We start from the raw sequence: 16,835 nt of genomic DNA on the forward strand, positions 1-16,835 counted from the left end.
CGGGGCTGGGGGTGGCGGGGCTGAGAATAGCGGGCTGTGGACTGTTCGGCGCCGTGAGCTAGCGCGCCCCGACATCCGGCGCCCTGCGGTGGTCGGTCTCGCGCAGCGTGCGATCGGCGTAGGTGCCTTTCAGCGCCTCCCGGCCGCCATGGGCGAAGAGATCGAGCATCAAGGCGCTGTGGATGAAGGCCAGATGGCTGAAGGCCTGCGGGAAGTTGCCGAGGAAATGCCCCTCCTCGGACACCTCCTCCGCGAAGAGCCCGACATCGTTCTGCAGCGCGCGCAGCGCCTCGAAGCGGGTGCGCGCCTCCTCCTCGCGGCCGAGCCAGAGAAGCGCGTCCACCAGCCAGAAGGCGCAGATCACGAATGTGCCCTCGTGGCCGGGCAGGCCGTCGTCGTTGCGATAGCGGTAGACGAGATGGCCGCGGCCGAGTTCGGCGATGATCCGGTCGACGGTGCGCTCGAACACGGTCTCGTCGACGGGAAAGCCGACCATCGGCGCGATCAGCAGCGCGGCGTCGACATCGTCGCTGCCGATGAACTGCGGATAGTAGCCATCGGCGTGCACGCCCTCGCTGTTGACGCGCGCGACGATCCGGTCGCGCTCGCGCACCCATGTCTCACGTTCGCCGAAGAGGCGGATCGCCCGGTCCAGCGCCACCCAGTTCATGATCGCGGCGTGAAGATAGTGCTCCTCGGGCTTGCGCGGCTCCCAGAGGCCGGCATCCTTCTCGTGCCAGGTTTCGGCGGAGAAATCGGCAAGGCTGACGGCTTGCTCGCGCGCCGTCTCGTCGAGCGAACCACCGAGCCGTTCGTGGAGGTAGAAGAGATCCAGCACCTGCCCGTAGGCGTCGCTCTGATGCTGTTCGGCCGCCTCGTTGCCGTGGCGCACCGGCCGGCTTCCGCGCCAGCCCTCGAAATGCGCGATCTCGTGCTCGGTCAGATCCGCCTCGCCGGCAATGGCGTAGAGCGGCTTCAGACCGCCGCCCTCGCGCTCGGCCAGCGAGACGATGAAGCCGAAGAAGGCTTCGGCTTCCCGCGTCATGCCGAACTTCTTGAGGACGTAGAAGGACAGGCAGGCGTCGCGGATCCAGCAGAACCGGTAATCCCAGTTGCGGATGCCGCCGATCTCCTCGGGCAGCGAGGTGGTGGCCGCCGCGACGATGGCCCCACTCGGCGCATAGGTCAGCGCCTTCAGCGTCAGGGCCGAGCGCAGAAGCTCGTCGCGCAGGGGTCCGTCGTAGACGGCGTCGGTGCTCCAGTCGGCCCAGGCCTCGCGGGCCCGGTCCATCAGATCGCGGGGCGTGCGCACCAGTCGTGCGTCCGAGCCTTCCGCAAAGAGCGCGAAGGCCACCTCCTCGCCGGCCTGCAGCGTGAAGCGCGCCACCGCGCAGCCGTCCTCCAGCCGGACCGCGTCCGGCAGTCCACTGGTGACGCAGACGAGGCCGTCGCCCTCGATCCGGTCCGACGATACATCGAGTGGCCCGAAGGCCTCGGCAAATCCCGCGAGCGGGCGATACGTGACCTCGACGCGAACCTCGCCGGCCGTCGCGGCGACGATGCGCACCAGCGACGGCATGGGCTCGTCCTCGCGGGGGGCGAGCATGAAGTCGTGGAGGGTGAGGACGCCGGTCTCGGTGGTGAAGACGGTCTGGAGAATGTTGGTGTGGGCGAGGTAGAGGCGCTCGGTCTCGAAGCGTCCTTCCGGCTGGATCGCGAAACAGCCGCCGCGCCCGGCATCCAGAAGACGCGAGAAGGTCGGCGCGTCGTCGAAGCGCCCGAGGCAGGCCCAGTCGATCGATCCGTCGCGCGCGACGAGGGCGCAGCCGTGGCAGTTGCTGAGGATCGCGTAGTCCTCGATCGCCTGGTAGCCTCGCACGCTCGTCCCGGACATCGACACCCTTTCGACGCACCGGCTCGCGAAGTCGCGTGCATCCTCGCATCACGCCGACAGGGCGGGATCGCATGGCTGCGACTTAGCGCAGGATTGCCGTCGAGCCAGACGTCTCGAGATCAAGCTCGAGCGATGACGTTCATTGCGGACCTTGGGGGAACGGTGGTTCCTGGTGGAGGTCCATTGCCGAGAGACCCCACCAGGTCGTGAGCCGGTCCCACGAGGACGACAGGCCCGCCCATGCTCTCGATCCAGACCTCGCGCAGCCCTTCGGGTCCCCGCGACCAAACCGGACACGACATCTCTCGAAGCGTCCGGCAGCACGCCGAGCAGGCTGCCATTCTTCCGTTCGGAGCGAACGAGGCGATTGAGGACGATGAAGGAGTTCGAGTTTGCAGCCGAGCGCCGCGGCCAGATGGCGACCGAGTTCAGGCAGTTGCGGCGACGCGCGACATTCCGACAACCGCGTCGACGGCTAGCGTTTGCAATCCGTCGTGATTTGTTCAAACGAACCGGTCGGTGTCCCCAACGGTACGCTCTTCCCGATCATTCGAGCCTCGCTGAAAGCTGCGGATCGTCATGAGGTGGACGACGACCGCCGCGTCGTGGTGAGGTCGCACGCAGGCGTCGATGCCGGGATCATCGACAAGACCTGACGCGACAGCCGATCCGCCCGCAAGGGCAGGCCGTCGGGCCAGCGTCGGCGAGCCCCCGGGAAAGGAACAGTCCAGAATGAACACCGCCGCATCCGTTCCGCTGAAAGCCCGAACCTACATGACGGTTCTCGTCGTTCTCGGGATCTCCCATCTCCTCAACGACCTCATCCAGTCGCTGATCCCGGCGATCTACCCCATCATCCGGGAAAGCTACGGCCTCGATTTCCAGCAGATCGGCCTCATCACCCTCACCTTCCAGATCGCCGGCTCGCTGCTCCAGCCGCTCGTCGGCTTCTACACCGATCGCCGTCCCGCGCCCTTTTCGCCGGTCATCGGCATGGTGTTCACGCTGTCGGGCCTCCTCGGTCTCGCCTTCGCGTCGAGCTACGGCCTGATCCTCTGCGCCGTGGCGCTCATCGGCATCGGATCCTCGATCTTCCATCCGGAGGCGACGCGCATGGCTCGCTATGCCGCGGGCGGCCGGCAGGGATTGGCGCAGGGGATCTTCCAGGTCGGCGGCCAGGCCGGCGGCGCCCTCGGGCCGATCTCCGCGGCCTTCGTCATCGTGCCGATGGGGCAGCCGAGCCTTGCCTGGTTCACCGCCGTCGCGATGGCGGCCATGCTGCTCCTGACCTGGATCGGCCGGCAGCAGGCGGCGATCAGCCGGCACTTCGCGGCGCTCCGGACGGCCGCGGCGGGACATCAGGCCGGGCGCCCCCGTTACGGAACCGCCACGATCGCCATCGGGATGACCGTCCTGACGCTTCTGATGTTCTCGAAGAACGCCTATGGCGAGAGCTTCCGCTCGTTCTACACCTTCTATCTCATCGAGCGCTTCGGGCTCTCCATCCCGAGTGCGCAGATGATGCTCTTCATCTTCCTTCTCGCATCGGCGGCGGGCGCGCTCATCGGCGGGATCGTCGGCGACCGGATCGGCCGCTACCGGGTCATCTGGATCTCGGTGCTCGGGCCGCTGCCGCTGACGCTCATCCTGCCCTATGCCGACCTGTTCTGGACGGGCGTCCTCACCGTCTCGATCAATCTGATCATGGCGAGCGCCTTCGCCTCGATCCTGATCTATGCCATGGAGCTTCTGCCCAACCGGATCGGCCTCGTCGGCGGCCTGTTCTACGGACTGAACTTCGGCCTCGGCGGCATCGCGGCGGCCATCCTCGGCGGCATGGCCGACAGCTACGGCATCGAGGCCGTCTACCGCTTCTGCTCGTTCCTTCCCCTCGCCGGCCTGATGGCCTGGTTCCTGCCGAGGCTGGACGAGGACCATCGCCGGCCGGCGGTCGGGCGATGACGAGTGGCCGGCGCTCGCGATCCCGGGGCTGATCTTCGCGAGCGGTTCCGCTAAGTCTTCAGTTCCGGGCGCGGAAGCTGCGATATGCCGTCCTGATCCTTGGCAAACTGGAGTCGGCATGTTCCGTCTGAGCGAACAGAAAATGGCACAACGGATCGCGGACCACGACTGGAGCGGCTCGCCGCTGGGTCCGCCCGAAACGTGGCCGCTGTCGCTCCGCACGCTCCTCAACCTGATGCTATCGTCGAGGTTTCCGATGTTCGCGGCCTGGGGGCCCGATCTCGTCTTCCTCTACAACGACGCCTACGCTCCCATGCTCGGCGAGAAGGAACCGCGCGCGCTCGGCCGCCGCTTCGCCGATGTCTGGGACGATATCTGGAACGACATCCTTCCGCTGGTCGAGTCCGCCCTGGCGGGACGCGCGACCTGGATGGAGAACCTGCCGATCACGATGCGGCGCAACGGATACCCGGAAGCGACCTACTGGACCTTCTCCTACTCGGCCGCGCACGACGATGCGGGCAACATCGCCGGCATGTTCTGCGCCTGCCAGGAGACCACGGCGAGCGTCGAGTCCGAACGCATGCTGAGGCAGCGCGAGGAAACCCTCGCCGAAGCTCTGGAGGCCAGGGAGGTGTTGCTGGAGGAGAAGGACGTCCTCCTCGCCGAGGTCAACCACCGCGTCAAGAACAGCCTCCAGCTCGTCGTCAGTGCGCTCAGCCTGCAGAGCCGCAGGATCGAGGATCCCGCGACGAAGGCGGCGTTCGCGCAGGCGATCACGCGTGTGCGGGCCATCACCTCGGTGCACGAGCGGCTCTACCGGTCCGGCGATCCGCTGGTGGTGGACATGAAGAGCTATCTCGAGGGCCTCGCCGACGACCTGGTGGTGACGCCGGAGGTCCGCACCCGCATGCAGGTGGCGGTGGAGCCCGTCACGATGCGCACCGAGCGAGCGATCCCGCTCGCCATCATCGTCAACGAACTCGTCACCAATTCCCTCAAATATGCCTACCCGGCGGATCGACCTGGCCCGATCGTCCTTTCGCTTCGAAGAGTGGACGACGAGATGCTGGAACTGACCGTGGCCGACCAGGGGGTCGGAATGCTGGCCAAGGAAGAGACCGGGGGCGGCCTCGGCACGAAGCTCGTCGCGACCATGGCGAGCCAGCTCGGCGCGACCGTCGAGCGACGGGCGGCCAATGACGGGTTCCGGGTCTCGCTGACCTTTCCGCGGATCGAAACCTGATGACGCTGTCGGTTCTCATCGTCGAAGACGAGATGCTGCTGGCGCTGGACCTCGAGGACATCCTCGTCGAAGCCGGATACCGGGTGGTCGGCAACGCCGTCGACATGCACCAGGCTGTCGCGACGTGCGAGGCGCATGGCGAGCGGATCGACATCGCCGTCATGGACGTCCATCTCGCCCGCGGCACCAGCGGCGTCGAGACCGCGCGCATCCTTCGCCAACGCTGGGACATCCCCTCGCTCTTCGTCAGCGGCAACCTCGACGACAAGACCCGCGCGCTCGCCGAAGAGTGGGCGCCGGTCGGGTTCGTCGGAAAACCGTTTTCCGAGCGTGCGGTGCTGGACGTCCTCGCGAGCGTCGCGAAAGGCCAGTCCGAGGGCTGATCGGGATCGTGCACGATCGAGGATCGGGGACACGTATTCATGCCTGGTCGCGAAGCTCTCTCGCGGGCTCTGAGCCGGTGCGACGGAGCGCTCCGTCCAGGTGTCGAACCCGTTTCCAACCGGAAACCGCCCGGCCGGCGTGAAACCAGCGCCAGCGGCGCCTACATCATGAGAAACGAGATTGTGCAAGGACGGATCCGAACGGCCGAGCCACAAGCCCGGGCCGACGTCGCAGACGACAGGGCATGAGGGCAACGGACGACAGATGAACGAACAGGCGATGCCGGATGGCCGGGACATCCTCTCGGGCGGCGGCGAGACGGGCGCCCTCATGCGCGCGACGGACTGGACGGCGACGTCTCTGGGCAACCCCCGCGACTGGCCGAACGAGCTGCGCACCCTCGTCGGCGTCATGCTCGGCTCCCGGCAACCGATGCTCGTCGTCTGGGGCCGCGAGCGCATCACGCTCTACAACGACGGCTATGCGGCCATGTGCGGCCAACGCCATCCCGCGGCATTGGGCCGGCCGTTCGAAGAGCTGTGGTTCGACATCTGGTCGCTCGTCGAACCGATCCTCGACCGGGCCTATGCGGGCGAGTCCACCCACATGGACGACATCGAGTTCACGATGCACCGCAACGGCTATCCGGAGGAGACGCATTTCGCCTTCTCCTACTCGCCGGTGACGATGGGGAACGGCACCGTCGGCGGCATGTTCTGCGCCTGCACGGAGACCACCGCGGAGGTCGCGGCCCGCAAGGCGGCGGCAGAGGCCAGCAAGCGCCAGCGCGTCCTCTTCCAGCACATGCCCGGCTTCGTCGCCGTCCTCGACGGACCGGCCCACGTCTTCGGCTACGTCAACGACGCCTATGTCGCGATCTCGGGGGCTCGCGACTTCATCGGCCGCGACGTCCGGCAGGTCTTCCCGGAATTGGCGGGGCAGGGTTTCTACGAGCTGCTCGACCGCGTCTACGCGACGGGCAAGGCCTACTCGGTGCGGGCGACCCCGATCCGGCTCGGGGGCGAACCCGAGGACCGGTTCATCGATCTTCTCTACCAGCCGATCCGGGGCGGCGACGGCGCTGTCATGGGCATATTCGTGGCCGGCTACGACGTCACCGAAGCGGTGGCGAAGACGCGCTCGCTCGCCGAAAGCGAGGAGCGGCTGCGCGCGCTGGTCTCGGCGTCCTCCGAAGTGCTCTACTCCCACAATGCCGACTGGTCGCAGATGTCGGCGCTTCAGGGCGGCAGTTTCCTCGCGAACACGTCGAGCAACAACCCGCACTGGTTCGATCAGTACATCCCGGCCGCCGAACGGCCCCGCGTGCGGGCCGCGATCGACCACGCCATCGCGACGAGGAGCGTGTTCGAACTGGAGCACGGCGTGAACCGGGCTGACGGTTCGCTCGGCTGGACGCTGTCGCGCGCCGTGCCGCTCCTCGACGAGGCGGGAACCATCAAGGAATGGTTCGGCGCCGCCTCCGACCTCACCGAGCGCAAGGCGGCGGAGGACGCGTTGCGCGAGAGCGAGGAGCAGTTCCGCGTCCTCGCACAGTCCCTTCCCCACCAGATCTGGGCCTCCCGGCCCGATGGCTATCTCGACTGGTTCAACGCCCAGACCTACGCCTATGTCGGTGCCCTGCCGGGAGCGCTCGACGGAATGCGGACCTGGGGCGGGATCGTCCATCCCGATGACCTCCCGGCGGCGGGCACCGCCTGGACCCGGGCGCTGGCGACCGGGACGATCTACGAGACGGAGTTCCGGATCCGCCGGGCGGACGGCGCCTACCGCTGGTTCCTCGCGCGCGCCGAGCCGGTCCGCGACGAGGCCGGCCGGATCACCCGCTGGGTCGGCACCAACACCGACATCGACGACGCGCGCCGCCAAGCTCTCGAGCTGAAGGCCGGCAATGCCCTGCTCGCGCGCGAGGTGGCGGACCGCATCAGCGACCGCGACCGCCTCTGGGAGCTGTCGACCGACATCATGCTCCGATGCGGCTTCGACGGCATCATCAACGCCGTGAACCCGGCCTGGGAAGAGGTTCTCGGCTGGAAACCGGAGGAACTGGTCGAGACGTCCCTGTTCGACCTGCTGCATCCCGACGACGTCGGCAAGACGGAGGACGGCGCGGATCGGTCCGCCGAGGGCGAGTCGCTGCGCCGCTTCGAGAACCGTTACCGCCACAAGGACGGCACCTACCGCTGGATCGAATGGTCGACGCGGCCGGCCGACAACCAGATCAACGCGGTCGGGCGCGACGTCACCGCGGAGCGCGAAAAGGCGGCGGCCTTGGCCGCGACGGCCGAAGCCCTTCGCCAGTCCCAGAAGATGGAGGCGGTCGGCCAGCTCACCGGCGGCCTCGCGCACGACTTCAACAACCTCCTCGCCGGGATCAGCGGCAGCCTCGACATGATGCAGACCCGCATCCGGCAGGGCCGCGTCGGCGAACTCGACCGTTACATGATCGGCGCGCAAGGGGCGGCCAAGCGCGCCGCGGCGCTGACGCACCGGCTGCTCGCCTTCTCGCGGCGCCAGACGCTCGATCCCAAGCCCACCGACGTCAACCGCCTCGTCGCGGGCATGGAGGATCTCGTCCGCCGGACGGTCGGGCCGCAGATCGACCTCGAAACGGTGGCGACCGGCGGCCTCTGGTCGACGCTGGTCGATCCCAACCAGCTCGAGAACGCCCTTCTGAACCTCTGCATCAACGCCCGCGACGCGATGCCCGACGGCGGCAAGCTGATCATCGAGACCGGCAACCGCTGGCTGGACGAGCGCGCCGCGCGGGAGCGCGATCTGCCGCCCGGGCAATACGTGTCGATGTGCGTCTCCGACAACGGGACGGGCATGCCCGCCGACGTGATCGAGCGGGCCTTCGACCCGTTCTTCACGACCAAGCCGATCGGCGTCGGGACCGGGCTCGGCCTCTCGATGATCTACGGCTTCGCGCGCCAGTCCGGCGGGCAGGTCCGCATCTATTCGGAGGTCGGCGCCGGCACGATGGTCTGCGTCTACCTCCCCCGGCATCACGTCTCGGAGGATGCGGCCCCGGACGCCCCGCGGTCGACGAGCCTCGCGCCGGTCGGCTCCGGCGAGACCGTTCTGGTCATCGACGACGAACCGCTGGTGCGCATGCTCTTGGTCGATGTCCTCGAGGATCTCGGCTACACCGCGCTGGAGGCGGGCGACGGACCGTCGGGCCTGACGGTGCTGCGTTCCGGCGTCCGGCTGGATCTCCTCATCACCGATGTCGGCCTGCCCAACGGCATGAACGGCCGGCAGGTCGCCGACGCCGCCCGCGAGCTGCGCCCGGACCTCAAGATCCTGTTCGTCACGGGCTATGCCGAGAATGCCGTGCTCAGCCACGGCCATCTCGGCCCCGGGATGCAGGTCGTCACCAAGCCCTTCGACATGGGCCTGCTCGCCGAGCGCATCCGTGCGATGATCAGGGGCGGTGCCTAGACGCGGCGGCTCGTCGGCCATCCCCCCGTCGATCGGATCAAACGGGGCGGCCTGCATGCGGTCGATGGGGTTGAGGATCGGGAATCCGAAAAATGCAGGGCATGCCCAGTATACAGGCAATCGACACAGGGGCCGTCGATGCCTATCGTGCCGGAAACGAGAGACCCGCCCAGACCGTGCCGGACGACCATCAAGACGACCTCGACCTGATCGCCGGGATCCCCTCGGTTCCGTCGATCCTCGACGTCGTCTGCCGGATGACGGGCATGGGGTTCGCGGTGGTCGCCCGCGTCACGCCGGGGCGCTGGATCGCCTGCTCGACGAAGGACGAGATCGGCTTCGGCCTCAAGCCCGGCGGCGAACTGAAGGTCGACACCACGATCTGCCACGAGATCCGCCGACATCCGGAGCCGGTGATCATTGAGGACGTGGCGAGCGACGCGGCCTACCGCGACCATCCGACCCCGGCACTTTATGGTTTCCGGAGCTACGTCTCGTTCCCGATCGTCCTGCCCGACGGCACCTTCTTCGGCACGCTCTGCGCCATCGACCCCCAGCCCCGGACCCTGCGCACGCCCGAGACGATCGGCACGTTCAAGCTGTTCGCCGAACTGATCGCGACTCACATCGAGTCGGGCCGCCAGCTCGGCCAGATGCGCCGCCTCCTCGACGAGCGGCGGGATGCCGATCAACGCCAGCGCATCCTCCAGCGGGAACTGGCGCACCGCATGAAGAACACGCTCGCCATGGTCCAGGCGATCGTCACGCAGAGCCTGCGCAACGCTCGCTCGCTCGACGACGTCGCCCAGGTGGTCGGCGCGCGCATCCAGGCGCTCGGACGCGCGCAGGACATGTTGACCGAGACGAGTTGGGAGACGGCCGATATCGGCGAGGTGGTCGCCGCCTCCATCGCCCCGCATGACGGCGGCGGCCGCTTCACCGTCGAAGGCCCGCCGGCGGACCTGACGGCCCAGCAGGGCATGGGACTGGCCCTCGCCCTTCATGAACTCGCGACGAACGCTACGAAATACGGATCGCTGTCCAACGCCGTCGGCACCGTCGCCATCCGCTGGGACCGCGACGGCGACAGGATCCGCCTCGAATGGCGAGAGGCTGGCGGCCCGCCCATCGAGGCCCTGCCCGAGCGGTCGGGCTTCGGCTCCCGCCTGACCACCCGGATCGTGCCGGCCTACTTCAACGGCGAAGCGACGCTCGAATACGACCGGGACGGCGTCGTGTACGCCCTGTCGGGAACGCTTCTCTCCTTTTGAGCCGCGCCGCCCATCTCGAATGCGATGCGGGCGGCGAGCTCGGCCATCGGGACCGACCCCAGGTGGGTGTCCGCCAGCGAGCCGGCATGTCAGAGACCGTCTCGATGGCCCATCGGCCCGCGAGCGTCGAGCGTCTTTCTGGAGGTCCCGTCAGTTCAGCCCGTGCCAAACCGACGGGCCGTTGCGGTACTGCTTTCCGATGACCCGCGCACCGCGCACGCCCCTGGCGAATGAGCGCGCGCACCGATGCCCTGACGCAAGCGGACATCGTCGAACGCAGCAGGGAGGCACCGTCGGATGGCGACGGTCCCTCCCGAGACGGTCTACTTGAGGCTGCGGATCGGCTCCTTCGGGGCGGGGTCGAAGCCGATGAGCTCGCTCGTCAGCTTGGCATAGGTGCCGTCGGCGACCATCTCGGCGAGCGCCTTGTTCATGGCGGCCACCAGTTCGGGCTTGCCCTGTTTGGTCGCGAAGCCCTTCTGGACGCGGCTGACATAGTCGTCGGTCATCACGATCGGCAGGCGCGCCTCCTTGATCGCCCAGGCGCCCGCGATCGCGTCCGTGACGACGGCGTCGACATTGCCGTTGATGAGATCCTGGATCGCGTCGGCCTCGGCCTTGTAGCCCTTCACCGTCGCGCCCTTCTCCTCGGCGAGCTTGGCGAAGGTCGAGGAGACGAGGGCGCCGACCGTCTTGCCCTTGATATCCTCGGCGCTCTTGATGGTCGAGGTGGGCGCGGTGAGGATGCGCCCGCCCGATTCCAGCCAGCCATCGGCGAAGGTCACGCGCTTCTGGCGCTCGGGCGTGATGTCCATCGCGGCGCTGATGACGTCGAACTGGTCGGCCTCGAGGCCGACGAGGAGCGAGTCCCACTTGATGAGGACCGGCACGTACTCGACGTTCATGCGGCGCGCGACCTCCTTCATGACGCGGATCTCGAGCCCGTCCAGCGTGCCGTCGGGCGCGCGCATGCTGAAGGGTGCGAAAGTCCCCTCCGTCGCGGCCTGCAGCTTGCCGGCCTCCAGAAGTTCTGGTCCGGCGGCCGAGGCGGGCGCCGCGAAGGCGACGGCCGATAGGGCGGCAACGGCGAATGCGATGGTCTTCAACGGCATGGCACAATCCTTCAGGGGGGAGCTTTGGAGAGGGGCGAAGGGTCCGGCCGCGTCAGGCGGCCAGCGCGTAGCGGCGTTCCAGGAAGGCCGCGAGCTGCGAGAGGATCGTGGTCAGCACGAGGTAGATCAGCGCGACCGCGATGTAGAATTCGAACGGGCGGAAGGTCGAGGCGATCAGGGTCTGGGCGTAGAGGGTCAGTTCCACCACTGTGATCGTCGACAGGAGCGAGGTGTTCTTCAGCGCCGAGATCGCCTCATTGGTGATCGAGGGGAGGATGATGCGGAAGACCTGGGGAAGGACGATGCCGCGCATCGTCTCGGCCGGGCTGAAGCCCATGGCGAGCGCCGATTCCGTCTGGCCGCGCGGGATGGCGGACAGGCCGCCGCGGATGATCTCCGCGACATAGGCGCCGCTGTTCAGCCCAAGCGCCAGGACGCCGGCGGTGAAGGGCGACAGGCGGATGCCGAAGGGCGGCAGGCCGAAATAGATGATGAAGACCTGGATCAGGGCCGGCGTGCCGCGGATGAACCAGATGTAGAAGCGAGCCGCCGCCCGAACGGCGGGAAGGCGCGAGCGCTGCGCCAAAGCGGCGGCGAGGCCGCAGGCCCAGCTCACCAGGATGGTGAGGATGGTCAGCCAGAAGACCGTCCACGCGGCGAGCGCGAATCCCGGCCCGTAGAGGCGGATCTCCGAGAGAAAGGCATCCATCGCGCTCACGCTCCCTGGCTGGCCGGACGAGGCAGTTCGTCGTGCAGGATCCGGTGGAGGAACTGGCGCAGCCGCTCGCTCTCGGGGTGTCGCAGGATGTCCGGCGGTCCCGTCTCGGCCATCACGCCCTTGTCGAAGAAGACGACGCGCGAGGAGACGTCGCGGGCGAATGCGATCTCGTGGGTCACCAGAAGCATTGTCATGCCATCGGCCACGAGAGAGGCCATAAGCACGAGGACCTCGTGGACGAGTTCGGGATCGAGCGCCGAGGTGACCTCGTCGAACAGCATGAGACGCGGCTTCATGGCGAGCGCCCGCGCGATGGCGACGCGCTGCTGCTGCCCGCCCGACAGGCGCGCGGGATAGCTGTGGCGCTTGTCTAAGAGCCCGATGCGCGACAGGAGCGCCTCCGCCTCCTCGACCGCCTGCGCGCGCGGCACCTTCAGGAGACGGATCGGCGCATAGGTCACGTTGTCGATGACGCTCATGTGCGGCCAGAGATTGTAGCTCTGGAACACCATGCCGGCGCGCTGGCGCAGGGCCTGGAGCTGGGCGGGCGTCGGGAAGAAACGCGACTGCACGTCGAAGTCGAACCGAAGCTCCTCGAAATCCAGATAGCCGGACTGCGGGATCTCCAGCCCGTTGATGGACCGCAGGAACGTGCTCTTGCCCGACCCGCTGGCGCCGATGATGGACACGACCTCGCCGGGCTGGACGCTCAGGGAGACACCCTTGAGAACCTCGTTTTCGCCGAAGCTCTTGCGGATGTCGCGCAGGGCCAGGATCGGCGCGGTCATGGCCGGACCCGCCCGCCGCGCCCGCCGCGCTGTGACAAAGCCGGTCTGCCCGGTGCTCTGCTTCGATGGCCTGCCGTCATGGGAAACTCGGTCTCTCGTTGGGGAGAGTGCAAGGTGCGACGAGCGACGATCGCTGCCGACGTCCGAAGGCTATTCGGTATACCACTGGAATTCAACGTGGATTTACAGTGGTTTGCGGTTGAGATTTTCGGCAGCGAGATGAAATTCTGGCCGCCCGAAGCCTGAATTTTCAGCAACCCGCCCTTTCTCGCTGGATCGAGCCGACGACCGATTGACCTGCGGAATACGAGCGGTGTACTCAAATCGACCGCGTTTCGAGCGAAGGCCTGGCGACAAGCGACCGTCCCCGGTTCGTCGCTCACGCCTCCGCGCCCGCGCCCCCCGTTCGATGGAGACGCACACCGTGAGCCGCTTTTTCCCGATCGACGAGTATGAGGACCGCTGGGAGCGCGTCCTTACCGAGATGCGCCGTCGCGGGCTGGAGGCCGCCGTGGTCTTCGGACGGGGCGGCGGCACGATGGATTCGTGCGGCGACGTCCTCCACCTCTCCAACCACTATGCGATCAGCGGTGGCATGGACTCGCCGATCTGGAGCGCGCGCTCCTTCGCCGCCGTGGTTCTTCGCCAGGGCCACGCGCCGCAGCTTCACATCGACGAGCCGGAGGCGCGCACCGACCTCGTCTCCATCGCGGACGTGCGCTCCTCCCACCATCCGTTCCGCAGCGTCGGCAAGGCCTTGGCGGAAGCCGGCGTGACCGGACCGGTGGCGCTCGTCGGCACGCATTTCATCCCGATCAAGTATCATGCGCAGCTTCTGGAAGAGACGCCCGGCATCGAATGGGTGCCGGCCGACGACCTCGTGCGCTCGGTGCGCCGCTTCAAGAGCGAGCGCGAGCTCGACGCCTACCGCATCGGCGGCGAAGGGGCGACGGTCGGCCTGAACCGCCTGATGGAAGGCCTCACCTCGGGCCTGTCCGAGCAGGAGGCGGCGGGCGAGGCGGCGCGCGAGGTGGTGCGGCGCGGCGGGCGCCTGCAGATGATCGGTTGCAACCACGGTGCGACGCTCGGCTTCGACCAGCGCTTTCCGCTGACGGGCTACAGTGCCGACACGCCCCAGCCCGGCGACATGGTGACCGGCACGATCCACGCCGCCTTCTTCCAAGGCTACTATATGGACCCCGGCCGCACGGGCGTGCGCGGCCGGCCGACGCCCGACCAGCGGCGCCTGATCGAGGCGGCCGCAGGGATCGTGTATCGCCTGTCGGAGATGACGCGCCCCGGCGTAACGCTCCTCAACGTCGCCGCCGAGGGCGACCGGATGACCGCCGCCTTCGGAGGCTCGGTCTCGGCCATCATGAAGAACTTCCCCTTCTTCGGCCACAGCATCGGCCTCGGCTTCGAGCTGCCGCGCATCTCCACCAGCATGTCGCGCCCCGACGACGTGGCGCACGAGAACATGGTGGTCGGCATCGAGGCCTTCCTGTCGCTGGATGGGGTCGGCGCGGCCTTCTACGAGGACATCCTCATCATCGGGCGGGAGGGCAACGAACTCCTCACGCGGTCGCCGCCCCACTGGTGGGGATAAGCGCGGGGCGCGACGTGACCTGGACGGAAAAAGGGGGCGGCTCTCGGGGCCGCCCCCTTTTCGTCAGCGGGCGAAGACGCCCTCGAAATCTTTGAAGCCCTTGACCTCGATCGGATTGCCGCTCGGATCGAAGAAGAACATGGTGCGCTGCTCGCCGGGCTCGCCCTCGAAGCGAATGACGGGCGGGATGTCGAAGGCAACGCCCGCACCCTCGATGCGCGCCGCCAGGGCCAGCCAGTCCTCCAGCGGCAGGACGACGCCCAGATGCGGCATCATCACCATGTGATCGCCGACCCTGCCGGTGCGCGTCACCTCGAACGGCTTGCCGAGATGCAGCGAGATCTGGTGGCCGAAGAAGTCGAAATCGACCCAGGTCTCGGTCGAGCGCCCCTCCTCGCAACCGAGGACGCCGCCGTAGAAACGGCGCGCCTCGTCGAGGTCGGTGACATGATAGGCGAGGTGGAAGAGAGACCGCATGGGGCATAACTCCTGGGGGCTTGAGAATGAGGGGACGAGGTGTCCGGCAACACGGAACCTTCGATGGGTCACAGGACCGTGCAGTCGCGCGGCAGAGACGAGAGAGGCTCGGCGCCGCCCGGCGTCACCACCACCGTCTCGGACGCGCCGACGGTCCAGACGCCGTAGCGGCGCAGCGTCGCCGGCAGGTGGAACACCATGCCGGCTTCGATCGGGCGCTCGACACCGGAAAACAGGCTGAGAAGCGCGCCCTCGCCCCAGTCGGGCGCAAAGGCCACGCCCATTGAATAGCCGATGCGCTTGCGAAAGGCGCTCGTGTAGCCGGCGGCGTCGATCACGCGTTGCGCGGCGTCGTGCGGGGCACTGCAGGGCGCGCCGGGGCGGATCGCGGCGAGCGCGGCGTCGAGCGCCCGGAGCGCGCAATCCATCATCCGGCGCGCCTCGCTCGGCATCGGGCCGATCCAGACCGATCGCATCAGCGCGGCATGGTAGCGCGCGTGGCTTCCCGCAAGCTCGAGGAAGACCGGGTCGCCCGCCTCCAGTTCCCGTCGGCGCCATGTCATGTGCGGCAGGCCGCTGCGCGGGCCGCTGGAGACGAGCGGCTCCATCGCCATGACCTCGGAACCGGCGCGCGTGGCCGCCTCCAGCATGGCGGCCGCGACCCCGTTCTCGTCCGCGCCGACCCGGCACACGGCCAAGCCGGCCTGCATGCCGGCCTCGGCATAGGCAGCGGCGCGGCGGATCGCGACGATCTCGGCCGGCGACTTCACCACCCTGAGCGACGGCAGGAGCGACGAGCCGTCGGGCAGGGCCTCTTGCCCCAGCGCCGCGGCGATGCGGGCGGCGAGCACCGGGGAGACGAACCAGCCGCCGAGTTCCATGGCGGGACGTTCGATGCCGCGCTCGCGCAGGACCGCCGCCAGCGCCCCAGCCGGATCCTCGCCGTCCTGATAGGCTTCGATGCCGGCGAGCCAGGTGTTGGCGACAGCGCCCGGCATTTCGAGCTGGCGCACGAGGAGAACCGGCTCGCCTTCGACCGACAGGACCAGCGCCTGAAAGGCGAAATAACCGGCCGTCTGGCGCCCGGTGAGCCAGTAGATCGTCTCCGGGCCCGTCACGATCAGCGCCTCGAAGCCGGCCTCCCGGACGGCCTGCCGGGCGCGGGCCTGGCGCTCTGCAAACTCCGCTTCTGGAAAGGCCGCTTCCGAGCCCCGGAGATGGGCGAATTCGTGCATGATGCGTCCTCGTCGCAGGGTGTCAGGCGCGCGCGAGCCAGCTGAGGAAGCGGCTCTTCACGCTGTCGAAATGGCGCTCCATCGCGGCGCCCGCGCCGGCTGGGTCCTGCGCCGCGATGGCGTCGATGACGGCCAGATGCTCGCGCGCCTGCTCGGCGAAGCGGTCATGGGTGCGCGTGATGGTGCAGCGCCGGGCGATGCTGCGCATCTCGGTCAGCATTTCCGGCAGGAGCGCGAGGCCCGCCGCCTCGGCGACGGCGTCGTGGAACCGGTCGTCGTCCAGCCAGAACTGTTCGAAGGCGGCGTCCTCGCCCTCGGAATAGGCTTGCATCACCGCGCGCGAGGCTTCCAGCGCCGGTGTGAACGGGCGCCCGGCGGCGCGGCCGGCCGCCGCGCTTTCCAGGAGGCGACGGACCTGCACGATCTCCAGAAGCTGCTCCAGGGCGACAGGCTGGATCATCAGCGCGCCGTTCGGCAGGCGCGTGATGACGCTTTCCTTTTCCAGGCGCGAGACCGCCGCGCGCAGCGGCGTGCGCGAGATGCCCGATGACGCCGCCAAGGCACGCTCGGTCAGGACGTCGCCCGTCGCGAACACGCCTTCCAGGATGCGCTGCTTGATGTCGCGATAGGCCTGCTGCGCCAAGGTTTCCCGTTCGCTCATGCCGGTGCGCCCCGACCGC

General features: G+C 68.2%; 13 protein-coding genes. 6 read left to right on the top strand and 7 right to left on the bottom strand.

Annotation, left to right across the window (positions count from 1 at the left end; all coding sequences use genetic code 11):
* Positions 1-58 precede the first annotated feature (58 nt).
* Positions 59-1,894 (bottom strand): glycoside hydrolase family 15 protein, encoded by a 1,836-nt coding sequence (locus AUL33_RS19565; RefSeq protein WP_062212393.1) that lies wholly within the window; start codon positions 1,892-1,894, stop codon positions 59-61.
* Positions 1,895-2,626: 732 nt separating this feature from the next.
* On the opposite strand from AUL33_RS19565, the gene AUL33_RS19570 reads away from it, so the two are divergent.
* The 5 genes from AUL33_RS19570 (at position 2,627) to AUL33_RS19590 (ending at position 10,219) form a co-directional block, all read left to right on the top strand.
* Entirely contained in the window at positions 2,627-3,856 is a 1,230-nt protein-coding gene (locus tag AUL33_RS19570; protein ID WP_062212396.1) for an MFS transporter, read from the top strand.
* Between the two features lie 142 nt (positions 3,857-3,998).
* The gene (locus AUL33_RS22975) at positions 3,999-5,102 is read left to right on the top strand and encodes a sensor histidine kinase (RefSeq protein WP_192843229.1); all 1,104 of its coding nucleotides are present in this window, start codon (positions 3,999-4,001) and stop codon (positions 5,100-5,102) included.
* On the top strand, positions 5,102-5,485 hold the full coding sequence (locus tag AUL33_RS19580; protein WP_062212402.1) for a response regulator: 384 nt from the start codon (positions 5,102-5,104) through the stop codon (positions 5,483-5,485). Before AUL33_RS22975 ends, AUL33_RS19580 begins: the two co-directional genes overlap by 1 nt.
* 265 nt (positions 5,486-5,750) lie before the next feature.
* A complete protein-coding gene (locus AUL33_RS19585) occupies positions 5,751-8,948 on the top strand; it encodes a PAS domain-containing protein (protein WP_244492361.1) in 3,198 nt (1,065 codons plus the stop codon).
* A 101-nt stretch (positions 8,949-9,049) separates the two neighbouring features.
* Complete coding sequence (locus AUL33_RS19590) at positions 9,050-10,219, top strand: HWE histidine kinase domain-containing protein (RefSeq protein WP_156419506.1); 1,170 nt, start codon at positions 9,050-9,052, stop codon at positions 10,217-10,219.
* A 323-nt stretch (positions 10,220-10,542) separates the two neighbouring features.
* Here AUL33_RS19590 and AUL33_RS19595 read toward each other — a convergent pair whose 3' ends face one another.
* From AUL33_RS19595 to AUL33_RS19605, 3 genes are read right to left on the bottom strand one after another with little or no spacing between them, the layout of a single operon-like run.
* Positions 10,543-11,331: a transporter substrate-binding domain-containing protein gene (locus AUL33_RS19595; protein ID WP_062212409.1), complete on the bottom strand. Its 789-nt coding sequence runs from the start codon at positions 11,329-11,331 to the stop codon at positions 10,543-10,545.
* 52 nt (positions 11,332-11,383) lie between these two features.
* On the bottom strand, positions 11,384-12,040 hold the full coding sequence (locus AUL33_RS19600; protein WP_062212412.1) for an amino acid ABC transporter permease: 657 nt from the start codon (positions 12,038-12,040) through the stop codon (positions 11,384-11,386).
* Positions 12,041-12,045: 5 nt separating this feature from the next.
* The gene (locus AUL33_RS19605; RefSeq protein WP_062212413.1) at positions 12,046-12,837 is read right to left on the bottom strand and encodes an amino acid ABC transporter ATP-binding protein; all 792 of its coding nucleotides are present in this window, start codon (positions 12,835-12,837) and stop codon (positions 12,046-12,048) included.
* A 424-nt stretch (positions 12,838-13,261) separates the two neighbouring features.
* On the opposite strand from AUL33_RS19605, the gene AUL33_RS19610 reads away from it, so the two are divergent.
* Entirely contained in the window at positions 13,262-14,443 is a 1,182-nt protein-coding gene (locus AUL33_RS19610) for a M24 family metallopeptidase (protein WP_062212416.1), read from the top strand.
* A gap of 63 nt (positions 14,444-14,506) precedes the next feature.
* Here AUL33_RS19610 and AUL33_RS19615 read toward each other — a convergent pair whose 3' ends face one another.
* From AUL33_RS19615 to AUL33_RS19625, 3 genes are all read right to left on the bottom strand, one after another.
* Entirely contained in the window at positions 14,507-14,920 is a 414-nt protein-coding gene (locus tag AUL33_RS19615; RefSeq protein WP_062212419.1) for a VOC family protein, read from the bottom strand.
* Positions 14,921-14,988: 68 nt separating this feature from the next.
* Entirely contained in the window at positions 14,989-16,155 is a 1,167-nt protein-coding gene (locus AUL33_RS19620; RefSeq protein ID WP_062212422.1) for a Xaa-Pro peptidase family protein, read from the bottom strand.
* A gap of 22 nt (positions 16,156-16,177) precedes the next feature.
* Entirely contained in the window at positions 16,178-16,816 is a 639-nt protein-coding gene (locus tag AUL33_RS19625; protein ID WP_062212423.1) for a GntR family transcriptional regulator, read from the bottom strand.
* Between the last annotated feature and the right edge of the window lie 19 nt (positions 16,817-16,835).

The sequence above is a fragment of the Aureimonas sp. AU12 genome (assembly GCF_001463705.1).
Classification (GTDB): Bacteria; Pseudomonadota; Alphaproteobacteria; order Rhizobiales; family Rhizobiaceae; genus Aureimonas.

Coding starts and splice junctions, on each gene's coding strand:
- AUL33_RS19570 (WP_062212396.1), top strand. CDS start 2,627: ATGAACACCGCCGCATCCGTTCCGCTGAAAGCCCGAACCTACATGACG.
- AUL33_RS19600 (WP_062212412.1), bottom strand. CDS start 12,040: ATGGATGCCTTTCTCTCGGAGATCCGCCTCTACGGGCCGGGATTCGCG.
- AUL33_RS19595 (WP_062212409.1), bottom strand. CDS start 11,331: ATGCCGTTGAAGACCATCGCATTCGCCGTTGCCGCCCTATCGGCCGTC.
- AUL33_RS19565 (WP_062212393.1), bottom strand. CDS start 1,894: ATGTCCGGGACGAGCGTGCGAGGCTACCAGGCGATCGAGGACTACGCG.
- AUL33_RS19605 (WP_062212413.1), bottom strand. CDS start 12,837: ATGACCGCGCCGATCCTGGCCCTGCGCGACATCCGCAAGAGCTTCGGC.
- AUL33_RS19620 (WP_062212422.1), bottom strand. CDS start 16,155: ATGCACGAATTCGCCCATCTCCGGGGCTCGGAAGCGGCCTTTCCAGAA.
- AUL33_RS19615 (WP_062212419.1), bottom strand. CDS start 14,920: ATGCGGTCTCTCTTCCACCTCGCCTATCATGTCACCGACCTCGACGAG.
- AUL33_RS19580 (WP_062212402.1), top strand. CDS start 5,102: ATGACGCTGTCGGTTCTCATCGTCGAAGACGAGATGCTGCTGGCGCTG.
- AUL33_RS19585 (WP_244492361.1), top strand. CDS start 5,751: ATGAACGAACAGGCGATGCCGGATGGCCGGGACATCCTCTCGGGCGGC.
- AUL33_RS22975 (WP_192843229.1), top strand. CDS start 3,999: ATGGCACAACGGATCGCGGACCACGACTGGAGCGGCTCGCCGCTGGGT.
- AUL33_RS19590 (WP_156419506.1), top strand. CDS start 9,050: ATGCCCAGTATACAGGCAATCGACACAGGGGCCGTCGATGCCTATCGT.
- AUL33_RS19625 (WP_062212423.1), bottom strand. CDS start 16,816: ATGAGCGAACGGGAAACCTTGGCGCAGCAGGCCTATCGCGACATCAAG.